Source organism: Rhizobium sp. AC27/96 (assembly GCF_001692325.1).
In the GTDB taxonomy this organism is placed as follows: Bacteria; Pseudomonadota; Alphaproteobacteria; order Rhizobiales; family Rhizobiaceae; genus Rhizobium.
Window position 1 is genome coordinate 221,379 of record NZ_LXKN01000066.1, and the last position, 16,666, is coordinate 238,044.

Consider the following 16,666-nt stretch of genomic DNA (forward strand, 5'->3'; position numbering starts at 1 on the left):
ATACGGCTAAATTGCCGTGAAGCCATTATCGACGAAGAGATGGATGCCGTTCACGAAATTGGATTCGTCAGAGGCCAGGTAGAGGGCGGCTCGTGCCACATCCTCCGGCTCGCCGATCCGGCCCTGTTGCGCGGCGATCGCGGCATCGGAAACATCGACACCAAGCGCCTGCAGCTCGGCGACCTCGCGCAGGCCATGCGGCGTGCGGATAAAGCCAGGGCAAACCGCGTTGCAACGAATATTTCGGTCGCGGAATTCGACGGCTATGGCGCGAGCGAACATATGAACGGCACCTTTCGTGGTGTCGTAGAGTACCTCCATCGGCGTAGCAGCAACTGCCGAGATCGACGATGTGCAGACGATGGAACCCCCGCCAGCCGCAATCATGCCCGGCAGGACGGCTTTGGTCATCAGGAACATCGAACGCACGTTGACTGCGTGCAGCCATTCCCATTCCTCAAGCGTCGTTTCGAGAAACGGTTTGATGACGATCGTTCCGGCGTGATTGAAGAGTACGTTTGCGGCACCGAAACGATCCTCGATGCCCTTCACGGCGCCATTGACGGCCGCTTCGTCCGAAACATCGGCGACCCAATGATCGGCGCTGCCGCCGCCGCTGCGAATGGATTGCACCGTCTCCGCCGCGGCATCGCCATTTCGGTCGATAATTGCGACTTTCGCTCCTTCCGCCGCAAACAGACGTGACGCCGCCCCGCCCATCCCCGTGGCTCCGCCAGAGATGATGGCAATCTTACCCTTTAGCCTGTCCGTCATTGGTTCCTCGCTTGATGTCCGAAAATGTGGATCGAACTACAATTCACGCGCGGCATAAAGCGATATTTCTCAACGATCCGGGGATATAAGCTTGCCGATTTCGGCAGCCAACTGCGTTTGCGTATACGGTTTTCCGAGCCTTGCGACATCGAGATCCGCACCGGCCGGCAATTCGGCATATCCGGAGGCAATGAGGATCGGTAGGTCGGGAGCAATATTACGGGCTGCTTTGGCCAATTCCGCACCGGTCATGCCGGGCATGGAATAATCGGTGATCATCAGGTCGAAGCCGCCGCCGCTGTTCAAATATTCGAGCGCCTCCTTGCCCGAATGCGCCTCAGTCACCTCATGACCGAGATCGCTGAGCATATCGGCGGAGCTCATCGCGATCAGGACATCATCGTCGACGAGCAGGATCTTCTTTGGTCCCGCGGCCTCTTCCGGGCTCACTGGCGTCACCTCGACAACGACGTCTCGGGAGCTCGTGGATGTCGAGACCGGTATCCAGAGCTCAGCCGTCGTCCCCTTGCCGATGCTGCTGGCTAGTCTGAGATCGCCTTTCAACTGCAGGGCAAGCCCATGGATCATGGATAGGCCGAGCCCCGTTCCCTTTCCGAGTTCCTTCGTGGAGAAGAACGGCTCTATGGCCTTTTGCAGCGTTTCTTCGTTCATCCCATGCCCCTCATCGACCACCGACAGAACAAGATAGTTCCCGGCCGCAAGAGTCTCTGTTTTCTCGGCCTGTTCTTCCGCCCTCAGTTTTATCCATATGGTGCCGCCATCGGGCATGGCATCCCGGGCGTTGACTGCGAGATTGAGCAGAGCCAACTCCACCTGATTGCTGTCTGCGGACACGAAAGGGAGGGCGGCGGGAATTGACGATTCAATTCGAATAGCCGAGCCGACGGATCGTTTCAGGAGATCTTCCATTCCAACGACAAGCCCGCCCAGATCGACCGGGCCGATGCGAAGGTCCTGTCGGCGTGCAAACGCCAGCAGTCTCTGGGTGAGAGAGGCGCCTCGCTTGGCGCCTTGCAACGCCCCGTCGATCAGGCGGCCTGCCTTTACGTCGTCTCCGACATGTTTGCGAAGCAACTCAAGATTGCCGAGGACTGCCATCAGCAGATTGTTGAAATCGTGGGCGACCCCGCCGGTCAACTGGCCGATAGCCTCCATCTTCTGTGCGTGACTAAGCTGTTCCTCCGCGCGCTCGCGCTGGCTGACCTCCGCCATGACGACAGCGTGCGCCTGTTCGAGTTCAAGCGTACGCTCCGCCACTCTTTCCTCCAATATTTCATTGAGCTGCCGCTGATGTTCCTCGGCCTTCAGTCGCGCGGTTATATCGGCCGACACACCGACCAGCTTGATCGCCTTGCCCGCTCGATCTCGATGAAGCTGGGCGTGGATTTCTGCCCAGTGGACCGAACCGTCGCCCCAGATCGTCCTGTATTCGATCGAGTAGTCCGCCCCTGTGTTGACCGTGGTGGCCACCGCATTCTGCATGCGGTCAAGGTCTTCCGGGTGGACGGTATCCAGCAGGTCACGATAGGTGAAGCCGAGGTCGGGGTCGCGTCCAAAAATCCGCTTGCAGGTTGCCGAGGTGATCAGCTCCTTGGTCGCAAGGTCGAGCTCCCAGGCGCCTAGCCGCCCGGCCTCGATTGCGGTTTGCAGCCTCCGCTCGCCTTCGTCCAGGGCTTCGATGCGCAATCGCGCTTCGTATTGGCGACGTCGTCCCCGCAATGCCGATCGGGCGACGCTGACGAAGGTTGTTACATGGAACGGACGTTCGATGAAGCTGACATTGCCGAGGATTTCCGAAAGCCTTGCGGCGGCGGGATTGCGCTCGGGGCCGCCGCCGCGGTTCGTCATGATGATGAACGGCAGGTCGGACCAGCTCGGCTGGGCTTCGATCCAGGCGGACATTGCGCGCAGGTCCGCTGAGCGCAATGTCTCTTCGGTGATGATTGCAAACGCCACATCGTCGCTCAGACTGGCGACAAAGGCGGTGAGATCCGGCGCCACTTTCGAATTGACGCCTGCCTCCTGCAGCAACGAGGCTGCAATCTGTGCATCGCGTCCGAGAGGAGCGTGGATAAGGCCGATGGTATCTCTATTAGGAATGATCGCCATCCTCGTCTGAATTCGAAAGCAGCGGGTGCCTTTCGTTCATGAAAGTCGGTACGCCCCGCAGGACGCCTTGAAAGCCGGAAAGAGGTTCGCCCAAGGTCAAGCCGGCATGCGTAATCCGAAATTCCCGAATGGTATCCTCATGTTTGCCTGTGCGCTTTTTGATGACGGATACTGCCCGCCGGACCTTCCCGAGCGCTTCGAAATAGCGAAGCAGGATGACGGTATCGGCGAGATAGGTCACATCGACAGGAGATTTCATATCTCCGACGAGCCCGTGCTGGGCAACCGTGAGGAAAGTGTTGGCGCCCTGCCGGTTGAGATATTGCAGCAGCTCATGCATGTGCAGAATGAGCGCGTTTTCCTCCGGCATCGACGCCTGGTAGCCGTTGACGCTGTCGATGACGACGGCCTTTGCGTCATAGCTCGCGACGCGGTCCCTGACACGCTGGGCAAATTCACCGGGTGACAGCTCTGCCGCATCCAATTGCTCGATGTGGATCAGGCCTGCATCTCGCATGCCCTCCAGGTCAAAGCCCATCGCCTTGGTCCGCGAGAAAAGCAGGCCTAGTTCCTCGTCAAAGACGAAAATGGCCGCCTTTTCGCCGCGCTTGGTGGCCGCATCGACGAACTGCAGTGCAAACAGGCTCTTGCCCGTTCCTGCCGGGCCGATCAGGAGCGTGCTCGAACCGCGCTCGATGCCGCCACCCAGAAGATCATCGAACTCCGGGATGCCGCTTTTAAGCGTGGTGCGCTCGAACCCCATTTTATGTTCTATCGCACGCAGACGGGGGAATACGGCGACGCCGCCCGTCTTGATGATGAAATCATGATAGCCGCCGCGAAAGGATTGCCCGCGGTATTTGATGATCCGCAACCGCCGACGCTCCGATCCGTAATCGGGGGCCAGCTGCTCCAGATGGATGACGGCATGAACGACGCTATGAACGGTCTTGTCGAGGATATCGGATGTCATGTCGTCGAGAAGCAAGACGGTAGCGTCGGACCTCGAGAAGAAATGCTTGAGTGCCAGGATCTGGCGGCGATACCGCAGCGAACTCTGCGCCAGCAGCCGGATTTCCGAGAGGCTGTCGATGACCACTCTTTGCGGCTTCATGCGCTCGAATGTCTCGAAAATGAGCTTGGTCGTCTCGCCCAGTTCGAGGTCGGACGAATATAAAAGGCTTTGCTGCTGATCCGCGTCGAGAAGGCTTTCGGGCGGGACAAGCTCGAAGATCCGGATCTGATCGCCGATTTCCATGCCATGGGAACGGGCGCTGTCTCGCAACTCGTCTTCGGTTTCTGAAAGGCTGATATAGAGACAGCGTTCGCCCTTGACCGCTCCCTCCAGAAGGAACTGCAGGGCAATCGTGGTTTTGCCGGTGCCCGGCGAGCCTTCCAAGAGAAATACGTGACGGCGTGTCAATCCACCGGAAAGCACATCGTCGAGACCCGCAACGCCGGTCAATGCCTTTTCATGCAACTCTTCAATCATTTTTTCTCCTAATCTCTCCAAGATGCAGAGCTTAGATTGCGAGAGCAAATACCGGCCTCCGGCAGCTGCTCGAATGCTTGTTCTATCTTCAGCAAGCCTGAGGATCGCCCGATGATGATGAAGAGGCGATCTTCGCTGTATATCTCGCTGTAGCGTGAAGGTTGGTGCAACGATCAGCTGGCACCATCAGCCCATGTTTCATTGTGCGACGGCTATCCTTCAGCGTCGGATTACGCGCATGAGAAGCGACGCGACGAACAATATGAGAAAAAGAAAGAATAGGACGTGGGCAATGGATGCCGACGCGCCTGCAAGACCACCGAAGCCGAGAGCACCTGCAATCAAAGCAACGACAAGAAATAGCAGTGCATAGTAAAGCATCTTATCCTCCATCTGTGGTCAGACAGAGAACGAGAACAGCCCTTGCTTTGTTCCATCCCGGTGATGCAAGCACAAACCGGAAGAGGAAACGGCCTCAAGATCTTCGGTCATTGTCATGCACGGTAAGTGCGCGAAGAACTCAGAGGTCGGCGTCAAACACTGCTGCGGCAATGGCTGATATTTACGTGGCGGTGGGACGGCATGCGGATGAGGGGCCGTCGAATTTCTAACCCGTTAGCGCTGTGATCTCATTGCCTGTCGCGGCCGTCCAGGGCCGCCTTTGCCCCATCGAAAACCGTAAGGGCGCATTGGCCGGCAACGAGTACTGCTGCCGGATCGCGATCGACGGCAACGGTGGCAAGTGCACCTTCGTAGAGAAGAGCAAGATGTCTCGCCGGCTGGCTGTCGGTAATGCCGGCTTCGGCCAGAATAGCCGCGAAAATGGCGCGGACGGCGCGTTTGTGTTCTCGCGCAACGTCCACGATGCGAGCGGAATCGCCATGCTCGGCAACCGCGAGTGCGAAGGCGCACCCCCTGAATTCGCGGCTGTCGGCCTTCTTGAAGAGCTCCTGGAAAATGACCTCTATCTGCTCGCGCTGCGTTGCCGTTCGCCGCCTCACATCCTCCAATGCGTTGATGACACGCTCGTGGCGTTGGCTCAGATAGGCTGCGACCAGATAATCCTTGGAAGGAAAATGGCGATAGAGGGTCGCCTTGGCGATGCTGGCTTCCTCGATGATCCTTTCGATGCCGACCGCGCGGATGCCCTCGCGATAGAACAACACGCCGGCGACCTCGAGGATTTGTTCGGATATGGACCGTCTCATGGGTATTCGTAGCGCCTATGCTCAGTTCGACGTATGGGGAGCGGAAAACAGATATAAGGTTGTGGCGGGATTTGCATCCCCATCGGCAAGATCAACTCCTTGAACTTGCCGGCGCATCCGATCCGTACCCGCCGGGCGCTTCGATCCCGGCTGTTTGATCGTTTTGCCTTGCTCCCTCGATAGCACCCTCACCGAAAGCCGCGACAAGCCTGGCTCTGCTGTGCCAGTCACCAGGTGGGCGACCAGCCGAGGTCTGGTGCCACTGTCTCCGCGAGATCGGTCAGCAGCCGCACATTCTCGGCGAGACCGAAGGCGGGCGGCAGGAAGAGTACAATCTCGTCTGCTGCGGCAAGGCCCGGGTCGTTGAACACGGCCTCGAGTACCTCGTCGGGCGCGCCGTGAAAGACCGGCGAAATCTGAGCGCCGACTGGCTGGTTGGCCGGCGCGAGCGCGCCCTTGGGACGGGACGCGGCTATCCCCTGGGTGCGACGCTCGAGATCGTAGGCAGCGTATTTCTCCCGGAGTTCACTAGTGGTGCCGACAAGGACCGAAGCGGCGACGGCCACCGGTGGCGGCTCGGTTCTCCAAGTCTTGTGCCAGGTGATCCGAAAAGCCTCGATGCAGCGGGCCTGATATTCGCCAAAACTCTCGCCTTCGGCGTGGTCGTGCTGCACGGTTCCAGAGATGAGCCCGATTCCGAGTTCAGCGGCCTGCACCGCGGAGCCAAGGCTCGCCGATCCCTGCCGAATCCGGGACCGCAATGTTGGGCTGTGCGGCGTCACGCGCAGCTCGGCGCCCGCAGGAGCACCCTGGCCCGACCCGGCGACGGTGTGAAGGACTTCCCCCGAGATCGCGGCAAGGAAGCGGGCCTGGCGGCGCTTGGCCTCCGTGCGGGCGTCGGTATCAACGGTGCCGAAGACGGCGTCAAATGCGGCGTTGGCACCGGTCGAGATTGCCAATTCCAGCCGGCCGCCAATCAGCAGATCGGTCGTGCCGGCCGCCTCGGCGAGCAGGATCGGGTCCTGATAGCGCATCGGGATCACAGCAGAGCCCAGCGTGATGTGCTGTGTGTGCTGGCCAGTTGCGGCGAAAAACGGCAGGGGCGATGACAGATAGTGGTCGAAGTGCCGCTGATAGGCCCAGCCCGACTGGTAACCCAGGCGTTCGGCTGCCTTGAACAGCTCGATCCCATCACGCAGTCCCTGCGCCGGCCCGGCATCATCGTTGAAGGATACCCTTGTGTTGAAGCCGAGCCGCTGCTTCGGGCGGAATGGCGAGGGCTGGATGCCGGCGGACGCTGCGATGCTCATGCGATCTTTTCCTGATTGATGATCCGGCGGAGTTGCGGATGGGGCGCACGACCGATGCCGGCGGCACCGGACGGGATCGATTGCAGCAATGATACGGTGTAGGGCTGCTGTGGGTTGTCGAAGATATCCGTCACGGTCCCATGTTCGACGATGCGCCCGTGTTGCATCACCGAGACGGTGTGGGCGAGTTGGCGCACAAGGGCCAGATCGTGCGAGACGAACACATAGGTCAGGCCAAGGTTGGCTTGCAGCGAAAGCAGCACCTCGACGATATCGGCCTGAACGCTGACATCGAGCGCGGAGGTCGGCTCATCGAGAACGATCACATCAGGCTTGAGGACGAGTGAACGGGCAATCGCCACGCGCTGGCGCTGGCCGCCTGACAAGGCTTGCGGCTTGCGAGCGAGCAGATGCTCGCCGAGCCCGACATTGGCGATCGCTTCGCGTACTCGTTCGGCCCGCTCATTTCGGGTTCCGATCCTGAACCGGTCGAGTGGCTCGCGCACCAATTGCTCGACTTTCCAGGTCGGGTCGAGTGAGATGAACGGGTTCTGGTAGACGAACTGAAGGTGGCGCCACACGTCGCGCAGCGACTCCTGCGAGCGGCCGGCAAGCTGTTCGCCGGCGACCGAGATATTGCCGGTATCGGGTTGTTCGAGCCCCAGTAGCAAGCGGATTGTCGTCGTCTTGCCCGAGCCGGACTCGCCCACCAGCGCATGCGTGGTACCCGCCGGGACTGTGAACGACACGTCGTCGACAGCCTTCAGTATCCTGCCGCCCACCGTGAACGTCTTCGTGACCGCGTTGACTTCGATCTTCGGTGCCTTGTCGGCGGCGGTATAGAGGAGGCGAAAACCGGGGTTGCGCAAAGAGGCATAACGGTCGGGGTTCAAGGCCGGGACGTCGGCATGCAGCTTTCTTGCATATGCAGACGCCGGTGAAGAGAAAACGGTTTGCGTTCTACCAGCTTCCTGGATGGTGCCGTCCTTCAGCACCACCAGCGAGTCCGCCCTTTCGGCGGCGATCGCCAGATCATGAGTGATGAGAAGCAGGCTGATATCCAGATCTTGTTGCAACCGCGACAGCAGGTCGAGAATGCGTTTCTGTATGGTCACATCGAGCGCGGAGGTCGGCTCGTCCGCGACCAGAAGCGAAGGTCTTGGAAGGACCGCAAGGCCGATCAGCACACGCTGCAACATGCCGCCGGATAGCTCGTGCGGGTAGGAGTCATAGACACGCTGGGTGTTATCGAGCCCGACCTGGGCGAAGGTCTCGAGGACAAGTGCCTTGCGGATGACAGCATCGCGCTCGCCGATAAGCGCGGCCGCCTCCATCGCTTGAGCGCCGATCGTGCGCACCGGATTGAGCGCGTTGCCTGGGTCCTGCGGGATGAAGCCGATGGCCTTTCCCCGCAGCGGCCTGAAACGGCGCTCGGACAATGCCAGCACCTCGTGACCGTCGAACTCGACGCGGCCGGTGGCTCGCCCCCCATTCGGAAGCAGCCGCAGCACCGCGCGGGCGATGGTCGACTTGCCGGAGCCGGACTCTCCGATCAAGGCGAGGCTCTTGCCGCGACCCAGCTCGAACCCGACGTCGGTAACGACCTCATGCGGCCCGTAGGAGACCGACAGGCCGTCGATCCGCAGCAAGGGGCTTGCCGTCTGCGTGGAAGGCTCGATTGTTTCGGCGTGATGAAGGGCGAGGGTCAATCTGTCTTGCGTAGCCATCGGCTGATCCTGTTCACGGAGAGGACGGTCGCGATCGTGATGAAGGCGGGCGCATATACGAGCCACGGCCATTTGAGGTAGTCCTTGCCGATCGAGATCAGCAGGCCCCAGTCGGAGGCGGGGGGTGGGTCGCCGTAGCCGAGGAAGGCGAGGCTGGCGATCACCAGGATCGAGTCGCCGAACTGCAGCACTGCAAGGGGAAGTACCGAGCGCGACGCGTTCGGCAGCACATGGCGCCACAGAATGTGCCAGCGCGAGCCGCCCTGCAGAAATGAAGCCTCGACGAACGTCGCCTGCCGGGTCTTGATGACCTCCGAGCGCATGACGCGGGCGAAGACGGCCACTGCCGAGACGCCTGTGGCAATAGCGGCGTTCGTCGTGTCGAAGCCGATCGCGGTCACCACGATGACGGCAAGCAGGAATTTCGGAATCGCCAGCAGCACGTCGACCAATCGGGCGAACAGGATATCGACCCACCCACCGAGGAAACCGGCCAGCAGGCCGATGAAGCCGCCGGCGACAACGCCAATGACGACGGCGATGAGCGCGCTCCTCACGGACGAAGCCGTGCCGTAGACGACGCGAGTATAGACGTCGCGGCCCAGTTGGTCGGTGCCGAACCAGTGCGCGATACCGGGGCCGAGCAGTTTGTGGGCGGGGACACCGATGGCCGGGTCATGGCTGGTGAACAGGCCCGGCACAAGCGACCAGGCAATCACCAGCGCGATGATGGCGAAGGCGAGCGCAACGGTCGGCGGTATACGAAAGGCTGCCTGCCGGCTCTTTGCCTTGGTATGCGTGGTGGAGGTGACGGAGGCGAGGGTCAAGATGCCAGCTCCTCGGAAATGCCCGCCGCATTGTCGTCAGCGGTGACAGGGCGCCGGTCGGAATTGCCAAGCAGCTTCACGCGCGGGTCCAGCAACGGATAGGCAAGGTCTGCGATCAGGTTTACGAGCACGAAGACCACCGCCGCCAGCGAGACGACCGCCTGCAGGACGGGCAGGTCCTGGGTGCTGACCGAACGCTGCACCAGGCTGCCGACACCGGTGCGCCCAAAGACTGCCTCCGTGATCAGCGAGCCGCCGAGCAGTTCACCGATGGTGAGCGCGACGATCGTGATGACCGGGAGGGAGGACGGCTTCAGCAGGTGCTTGGCAAAAAGGCGCATCTGCCCGAGGCCGCGACTGCGCGCGACGGCGGCATATTCCTGCCGGGACTCGTGGTCGAGGTTGGCGATCAGCACTTCGGCGATTTGTGCCGAGATGGGGATGCCGAGCGCGATTGCCGCAAAGAGGGTGGCCCAGACGCTGTCGGGTTCGATGACGCGGAAGAGACCGAGCTGAAAACCGAAGATGTGGATCAGCACCAGGCCGATGACGAAATTGGGCACGGACAGGAACAGGGACGGAAAGCCGCGCAGCAGGCCCTGGCCAAGCCGCTTTGGCAGAAACTGGGTGCCGTAGGCGATCACCATTGCCAATAGCAGCGCCACGACAAGGCCCGTAGAGGCGAGGATCAGTGTCGATGGCAGCACCTCTCCGATCAGGGTTGTCACGGGCCTATTGGTTCGCATCGACAGGCCGAGGTCACCAGTCAGGAAGTTCGAGAGGGATGTCGACAACTGCACTAGAACCGGCTTGTCCAAGCCCTGAGCGGCGATGATTTCCTGGATCTCTTCCTCGGTGAACCCGTTCTGCGGGTTACGAAGAACGTTGGTCACGGGGTCGCCCGGCAGGATGCTGACGACGACAAAGGTCAGGACGTAGGCCAGCAGGATGACGACCAGGGCCTGGACGAAGCGCTTTGCGGCGTAGTTTAGGTAGACATTCTTCATGCCGCTCACATCCTTCCGTTGCTCGATTGCACTGCGGGTTAGTCGGTGATCGTGGCCGTGTAGTAGCTGGCATAGGCGACGCCGTTGTACGTCTCGCCCTTGAGCTTCGGGGACTGCACGTAGATCCGCTGGACGATCTGCGTGCGCGGGATGAAGTAGCCCTGTTCGAGGACATACTTTTGCAGCTCATCGAGAAGCGGCGCACGGATTTCGGCAGAGCCGGCGCTGGCAATCTTGTCGCGCAGCTCGTTGATCCTCTGGTCCCTTTCATCAAGGGCAAACCAGTTCTCGCCATTGTTGGCGTTGGTGAGGATGCCGGCGACGGTGCCGGCGTCGATGAAGCTGCGTGTCACCTCATAGGCCGCTACAGCGGGGCCGCCGAACGCGACCTTTTGGCCAAACGTCACGACGTCATAGGCCCGGATGTCGACCTTCCAGCCGATCTTGCCGAGTTGCTGGGCGATGAGCTCATCGATCGACTTGGAGGTTGCGAGATAGGGGTTGGAGTAGATTGTCAGCGACAGTTGCTTGCCATCCTTCGCGCGGATGCCGCCAGCGCCCTTGATCCAGCCCGCCTCATCGAGGAGTTTCTCGGCCTTATCCGGGTTATAGGCCAAGAGATCGCTGTGGTCGGTCGCGCCGGGCACGTTGCTCTGGATGAAGGATGTCGCCAGCTTCCAGTCGGGCGTATAGACGGTGTCGATGATTTCCTGGCGATTGATGCCGGCCTGCAGAGCCTGGCGCACCTTTACGTCATCATAGGGAGCGAGCTTGGTATTGACCGCCCAGCCGTTGACGAAGCCGAGATAGCGTGGTGTCGCGATGGTGAAGCCGTCGGCCTTGAGAGATTGCAGCTCCTGCGGCGAAGCATTGTAGGCAACGTCCGCCTGGCCAGACTGAACAGAGGCGACGCGCAGCGACGGCTCGGACACCAGCTTGTAGGTGATTGAATCGAGATAGGCCGGGCCGGTGTGGCCGACTGCCGGGGGACCCCAATTGTAATCCTTGCGCTTCACCAGCTTTACGAAGTCGCCTTCCTTCCAGGAACTGACCAGATAAGGGCCGCTGCCGGAGGTCTTGCTGAGGTCAGCCTGCTGAGGTGCGGGCAGGGCAATCGTCTTCGGAGAAATCAGGATCGAGCCGTGATAGCCGAGTGTCGGGATGAAGCCGAGCGTCGGCTTCTTGAAGATGACTTTTACGGTGCTTGCGTCGACCGCCTCGGCGCGGTCGTAGGTCTTCGGGAAGAGCCCGATGGGGTTGATGCCTTCCTTCTTGCGGCCGGCGTACCAGATATCGAGATTGGCGACGACAGCAGCTGCATCGAGCGGGGTACCGTCGGAGAAGGTCACGCCGCTCTTCAGGTGGAGCGTGAATTCGGTGGCGCTGTCGTTTTGCTCCCATCGCTCTGCAATCCAGGGGCTGACCTTGCCGTCTGCATCGACGTAAACAAGCTTATCGGTGACGTGGCCCCAGATGTGGCCTTGAAAGCTGGAGATCGCGCTGTTGTTCGGGATCCAGGTGTCACCCAGCGAATCGATGAGGAAGGTGATGTCACCGCCGTTGCGCGGGCTGTCGGCACTCAGAGCCGGGCCAAGCCCTGCCGCCGTCACGAGAGCGCCGGTTGCGAGTGCGGAGGTGGCAATCAGAAGGTGGCGCCGGCTAAGGGAAAGTGAAGAAAATGGTTTGGTCATGAAACGATCCTGCATTGCTGGACGGGAAGATCATGGCCCATAGCGTAAGGAGGCGGGTTGCTGAGAGAAAGACCAGTTGTTCTTTTTCTACTAAATTTGTAGATTATTTTGGCCTCATTTTCGCGTCCGGGCGGATCAGCTTTTCCGGGCTCGGCACAAACTTCTGATGTTAAAGCGCTTTTGGTAACGGGTAGCAGTCTTATTCCGCCGACCAAGGCAAGCCTGTTTGGCGTAAGCAAGCTGATCGAATTATCGGGAGGTTCCCCGACGCTCGCGGGCGACAGTTTCGATCGCCATTGGCGCAATGCACGTACACATACGCTTCACGACCCGGTGGGCTGGAAATATCAGGCCGCCGGCAGTTACTATCTCAACGGCAAGCAGACGCCGCGCCATCTAGACCGGAATGACGGACACCATCATGACCAAGAAGAAACAGATCCTGCTCAACGCCTTCAACATGAACTGCGTGGGCCATATCAATCACGGCCTATGGGCGCATCCACGGGATCAGTCCGATCGCTACAAGACGCTGAGCTACTGGACCTCGCTTGCCGCGACTTTGGAGCGCGGCCTGTTCGACGGCATCTTTCTCGCTGACATCCTCGGCGTCTACGATGTCTATCAGAACTCGGTCGATCTGACGTTGCGCGAGTCCATTCAGTTGCCGGTCAACGATCCCTTGATGCTGGTGTCCGCCATGGCGGCTGTGACTGAGCACCTCGGCTTCGGCGTTACCGTCAATGCCAGCGCCGATGCGCCCTATATTTTTGCCAGGCGCATGTCGACGCTCGATCATCTGACGAACGGGCGTATCGGCTGGAATATCGTGACAGGCTATCTCGATAGCGCGGCGCGGGGCCTGGGTCTGGACACGCAGCTCGAGCATGATAGCCGCTACGATCGCGCCGATGATTATCTGAGCGTCCTCTACAAGCTCTGGGAAGGCAGCTGGGAGGATGATGCCGTCCTGGTGGACAAGGAGAGGCGCATCTATGCCGATCCGAGCAAGGTTCATGCGATCGATCACCAGGGGCAATTCTATCGCTCGCAGGGCTATCATCTCGCCGAGCCCTCGATGCAGCGCACGCCGGTGCTCTATCAGGCGGGCACCTCAGGTCGCGGTCGCCAGTTCGCTGGCCGTCACGCCGAATGCATTTTCATCGGTGCGACCGACAAGAGTGCAGCGCGGGCGACATCCCGTACACTGCGTGAAGCGGTCGTTGCGGCTGGGCGAAAGCCCGATGACGTCAAGATATTCCTCGGCATGACCGTCGTCGCCGACCACTCCACCGCTGCTGCCAAGGAAAAGCACGCGGAATATTTGCGCTACGCCAATCCGGAGGCGGGGCTTGCGCATTTCTCGGCGAGCACCGGCATTGATTTTTCGCGTTATGATCTGGACGAGACCATTACCTATGGCACGTCAAATGCCAGCCAGTCGGCCACGCAAATCGCGCAGCAGCGTGGCTGGACGAAGCGGCAGCTGCTGCAGGAGCTTGCCATCGGCGGGCGCTATCCTGTTGTCGTCGGCGATGCAGCAACCGTTGCCGATGAGCTCGCTTCCTGGGTGGACGAGGGCGAAATCGACGGCTTCAATCTCACCCGTACAGTCATGCCGGAAAGCTTCGAGGACTTCATCGATATCGTCGTGCCCGCGCTACAGGATCGCGGTATCTATAAAACAGCCTATGCGGAAGGGGCGCTCCGGCGAAAGCTCCTCGGCGAAGGCGATCGGTTGCCGGATCGCCACACAGGTGCTTCCTATCGCCTCCAGAGATCCTAGCGTCTCGACCCTTGCGCACTTGAGACTGCTCAGGGTTTTTCCTGCGGCTCGATCGGCGAACACGACGGTAAACCTGATTTCCTCGCTCACACAGCGGCACGCTCAGTGATGGAGAGAATTGAATCGAGTCTTTCATAGACGACTCGCTCTTGACGGAGGCTTGCAAGTTCTATTTAGTTCGGTGAGAGAACGAATTAACTGAGGGCGCCGTGAGCGAAACCCAACGCATCTCCCGAAAATTCTCGCAGCGTGCCGTCATGGAGGCGATCGTCCAGAATGGGCCGATCTCCCGGGCATCGATTGCCAAGCAGACCAATCTGTCCAAGCAGACAATCTCTGAAATCGTCCGCCAGCTCGAACTGGATGGCTGGGTGCAGGAGACCGGTCGCACCTCGGGCCATATCGGACGGACCGCGGTCACCTATGAGCTTATTCCGGACGCAGCCTATATCGCCGCCGTCGACCTTGGCGGCACGAAGGTGCGCCTGGCGATCGCCGATCTCGCCTGCCAGGTTTTTGCCGAAGAAGTGGCTCCGACCGATCGCCGGGGCGGACAGTTTGTCGTCGACCAGATTGCCGCGCTGTGCTGGCAGGCCGCGGCCCATCAGAATATTCCCCGGGAAAAGATTCGCATGGCCGTGGTGGGTGCTCCCGGTGCGCCGGAACAGTCGACCGGCCGAATTCTTCTGGCGCCAAATATTCCGGGCATCGACAAGATGAATGTCGCGGCCGCCCTCGAAAAGGCGCTCGGCTTCGCTGTGGCACTGGAAAATGATGTCAATCTCTGCGTCATCGGCGAGAACTGGCTCGGCCAGGGACAGGGCATCGACAATCTTGCCTATATTGCCGTTGGCACCGGCATTGGCGGCGGCCTGATGGTCAACGGGCAACTGGTGCGCGGCGTCAGCAATGCTGCCGGCGAACTTGGTTTCCTGCCGTTTGGCGCGGATCCGTTCGATCCTGAATCCTCAAGGGCCGGTGCTTATGAACGGGTCGTCGCTTCATTCGGGATCATCGAGCGCTATCAGGAACTGGCCGGTCACGCCGCGACGGTTCCGGAGATTTTCGAGAAGGCCGCGGCCGGCGACAACAATGCCGCGACGGTGCTCGACGATACGGCCAGGCTCCTGGCGCGAGGCATTGCCGCGATCGCCGCGATCGCCAATCCGCAGAAAGTCATCCTCGGTGGTTCGATCGGCCTGCGCGAGGAGTTGATTGAGCGGGTGCGGAAGTTCCTGCCGCAGTGCTTCCCTTATCCGGTGGAGATCGAGACGAGCCTTCTCGGCGCGCGTGCCGCAATCGTCGGAGCGACCGCGATCGGGCTCAGCCATCTGCACAACGCGCTTTTTGGCGCCGATGCACCCGATGGCCGCATGTCGCTACCGCCGGCAGAGACCGTGTCCTTCAAGGAGGCTGTGCAATGATCGCCGATGGCCTCACCGAACGGCTCGCCGCGGCACTCGACAGAGACGATGCGATTGCGCTGCTGCGTGCCGCTATCGGCCGGGAGAGCATCACCGGCAATGAAGCCAATTTCGTCTCGCTGCTCCAGGCCGAAATGCGGTCCCGCGGGATCGAGGGCATTCAAACGGCTGATTTCCTTCCAGCCCGCCCGAATATCTGGGGTGAGCGCAAGGGGGCTGGCGGCGGCAAGCGGCTGCAGTTCATCGGCCATACCGACACGGTGCATGTCCATGGCTGGCGGGAGCATTGGGCCGGCACCGAGCGCGAAGATCCGTTTGGAGCACCTGTGATCGACGGGCAGATCTGGGGGCGGGGTTCAGGTGATCTCAAGGCCGGCATCTGCACATCGCTTGCAGCCCTGTCATTGCTCGATAAAGCTGGCATCAGGCTCAAGGGCGATCTCGCTTTCGCCTATGTCGGCGACGAGGAGAGCGGCCAGCCCGGCACGGGAGTTTCCGCCGGCGTCAAGGACTACGTTGCCCGCATTGAAGCCGGCGAAATCGCCAGGCCGGATTTCGTCGTCTATACGGAGCCGACCCAGCTTGCAGTTTATTCCGCCCAAATCGGTTTCTTCATCGCCGACATTACGATCACCGGCAAGTCCGCTTATTTCGGCGTGCCGGAGCTGGGCAAGGATGCGCTGAAAGCCAGCCATGCCGTCATGTCGGCGCTGTGGAAGCATTCCGACGAAATCTCGGCGCGCGCCGAGCACCCATTGATTGGGCGCGGCTTCCTGCTGATCACCGCGCTTACCGGTGGTGGCTTCATTGCCGTGCCCGAGGAATGCAAGCTGTCGCTGATCCGCAAGCTGCTGCCGGGCGAATCGCTCGACGATGCGGCGACCCAGATGGAAGCGGTCATTCGCGGGGCGATCACCGATCCCGACATCAAGGTGGACATTTCCTATCCGGCGGGCCGCGACCATAGGGTCGGCGGTTCTGCGGCGGAGATCGGCCCCGATTTGCCCGCCGTGTCGATGCTTTGCGCCTCCGTGGCTGAAGCGATGTCGGGTCGCGGAGAGATCCAGGGCGCTCCATTCTGGTCGGAATCACCGTTCTTCGTCAATCGGTTGGGCATTCCGGCTGTTTATTGCGCGCCGGGCGATATCCGCAACTGCCACACATTCGAGGAACATGTCGAGATAGAGGAATACCTCGCCGGAATAGTCGCGTTTGCCAGCTTCATGGCGCGCTACTGCGGCGTGGCGGAATAGAGACTGCAAATCAATAAATCAAAAAGGGAACCCAACA

General features: G+C 60.6%; 13 protein-coding genes. 3 read left to right on the plus strand and 10 right to left on the minus strand.

The features are described from left to right. Positions 1-6: 6 nt before the first annotated feature. The 10 genes from A6U86_RS30335 to A6U86_RS30380 all read right to left on the minus strand — a co-directional run bounded on the left by A6U86_RS30335 (position 7) and on the right by A6U86_RS30380 (position 12,166). Entirely contained in the window at positions 7-774 is a 768-nt protein-coding gene (locus A6U86_RS30335; RefSeq protein WP_068399452.1) for an SDR family NAD(P)-dependent oxidoreductase, read from the minus strand. A 69-nt stretch (positions 775-843) separates the two neighbouring features. Then, the gene (locus tag A6U86_RS30340) at positions 844-2,904 is read right to left on the minus strand and encodes a hybrid sensor histidine kinase/response regulator (protein WP_068399455.1); all 2,061 of its coding nucleotides are present in this window, start codon (positions 2,902-2,904) and stop codon (positions 844-846) included. Further along, positions 2,888-4,396 (minus strand): ATPase domain-containing protein, encoded by a 1,509-nt coding sequence (locus A6U86_RS30345; RefSeq protein ID WP_068399458.1) that lies wholly within the window; start codon positions 4,394-4,396, stop codon positions 2,888-2,890. Before A6U86_RS30345 ends, A6U86_RS30340 begins: the two co-directional genes overlap by 17 nt. Before the next feature lie 219 nt (positions 4,397-4,615). Further along, entirely contained in the window at positions 4,616-4,777 is a 162-nt protein-coding gene (locus A6U86_RS30350; RefSeq protein ID WP_068399696.1) for a DUF1328 family protein, read from the minus strand. A gap of 248 nt (positions 4,778-5,025) precedes the next feature. Further along, positions 5,026-5,604 carry a TetR/AcrR family transcriptional regulator gene (locus tag A6U86_RS30355; RefSeq protein WP_068399461.1) on the minus strand — a complete coding sequence of 193 codons (579 nt, stop codon included), beginning with the start codon at positions 5,602-5,604 and terminating at the stop codon, positions 5,026-5,028. 227 nt (positions 5,605-5,831) lie between these two features. After that, complete coding sequence (locus A6U86_RS30360) at positions 5,832-6,914, minus strand: LLM class flavin-dependent oxidoreductase (RefSeq protein ID WP_068399464.1); 1,083 nt, start codon at positions 6,912-6,914, stop codon at positions 5,832-5,834. Next, positions 6,911-8,641: an ABC transporter ATP-binding protein gene (locus A6U86_RS30365; RefSeq protein WP_068399467.1), complete on the minus strand. Its 1,731-nt coding sequence runs from the start codon at positions 8,639-8,641 to the stop codon at positions 6,911-6,913. The genes A6U86_RS30360 and A6U86_RS30365 overlap by 4 nt, the downstream gene beginning before the upstream one ends. Next, on the minus strand, positions 8,620-9,468 hold the full coding sequence (locus A6U86_RS30370) for an ABC transporter permease (RefSeq protein ID WP_068399470.1): 849 nt from the start codon (positions 9,466-9,468) through the stop codon (positions 8,620-8,622). The genes A6U86_RS30365 and A6U86_RS30370 overlap by 22 nt, the downstream gene beginning before the upstream one ends. Then, complete coding sequence (locus A6U86_RS30375) at positions 9,465-10,475, minus strand: ABC transporter permease (protein ID WP_068399472.1); 1,011 nt, start codon at positions 10,473-10,475, stop codon at positions 9,465-9,467. Before A6U86_RS30375 ends, A6U86_RS30370 begins: the two co-directional genes overlap by 4 nt. Positions 10,476-10,513: 38 nt before the next feature. Next, positions 10,514-12,166, minus strand: coding sequence for an ABC transporter substrate-binding protein (locus A6U86_RS30380; protein WP_068399699.1), 1,653 nt, complete (start codon positions 12,164-12,166; stop codon positions 10,514-10,516). A 421-nt stretch (positions 12,167-12,587) separates the two neighbouring features. Between A6U86_RS30380 and A6U86_RS30385 the strand changes: the two genes are divergently transcribed. The 3 genes from A6U86_RS30385 (at position 12,588) to A6U86_RS30395 (ending at position 16,629) form a co-directional block, all read left to right on the plus strand. Then, on the plus strand, positions 12,588-13,952 hold the full coding sequence (locus A6U86_RS30385; protein WP_068399702.1) for an LLM class flavin-dependent oxidoreductase: 1,365 nt from the start codon (positions 12,588-12,590) through the stop codon (positions 13,950-13,952). 209 nt (positions 13,953-14,161) lie between these two features. Then, positions 14,162-15,376, plus strand: coding sequence for an ROK family transcriptional regulator (locus A6U86_RS30390; RefSeq protein ID WP_068399475.1), 1,215 nt, complete (start codon positions 14,162-14,164; stop codon positions 15,374-15,376). Further along, a complete protein-coding gene (locus A6U86_RS30395) occupies positions 15,373-16,629 on the plus strand; it encodes a M20 family metallopeptidase (protein WP_068399478.1) in 1,257 nt (418 codons plus the stop codon). Before A6U86_RS30390 ends, A6U86_RS30395 begins: the two co-directional genes overlap by 4 nt. Positions 16,630-16,666: the final 37 nt, after the last annotated feature.

Coding starts and splice junctions, on each gene's coding strand:
- A6U86_RS30395 (WP_068399478.1), top strand. CDS start 15,373: ATGATCGCCGATGGCCTCACCGAACGGCTCGCCGCGGCACTCGACAGA.
- A6U86_RS30360 (WP_068399464.1), bottom strand. CDS start 6,914: ATGAGCATCGCAGCGTCCGCCGGCATCCAGCCCTCGCCATTCCGCCCG.
- A6U86_RS30345 (WP_068399458.1), bottom strand. CDS start 4,396: ATGATTGAAGAGTTGCATGAAAAGGCATTGACCGGCGTTGCGGGTCTC.
- A6U86_RS30380 (WP_068399699.1), bottom strand. CDS start 12,166: ATGACCAAACCATTTTCTTCACTTTCCCTTAGCCGGCGCCACCTTCTG.
- A6U86_RS30350 (WP_068399696.1), bottom strand. CDS start 4,777: ATGCTTTACTATGCACTGCTATTTCTTGTCGTTGCTTTGATTGCAGGT.
- A6U86_RS30365 (WP_068399467.1), bottom strand. CDS start 8,641: ATGGCTACGCAAGACAGATTGACCCTCGCCCTTCATCACGCCGAAACA.
- A6U86_RS30340 (WP_068399455.1), bottom strand. CDS start 2,904: ATGGCGATCATTCCTAATAGAGATACCATCGGCCTTATCCACGCTCCT.
- A6U86_RS30355 (WP_068399461.1), bottom strand. CDS start 5,604: ATGAGACGGTCCATATCCGAACAAATCCTCGAGGTCGCCGGCGTGTTG.
- A6U86_RS30375 (WP_068399472.1), bottom strand. CDS start 10,475: ATGAAGAATGTCTACCTAAACTACGCCGCAAAGCGCTTCGTCCAGGCC.
- A6U86_RS30335 (WP_068399452.1), bottom strand. CDS start 774: ATGACGGACAGGCTAAAGGGTAAGATTGCCATCATCTCTGGCGGAGCC.
- A6U86_RS30385 (WP_068399702.1), top strand. CDS start 12,588: ATGACCAAGAAGAAACAGATCCTGCTCAACGCCTTCAACATGAACTGC.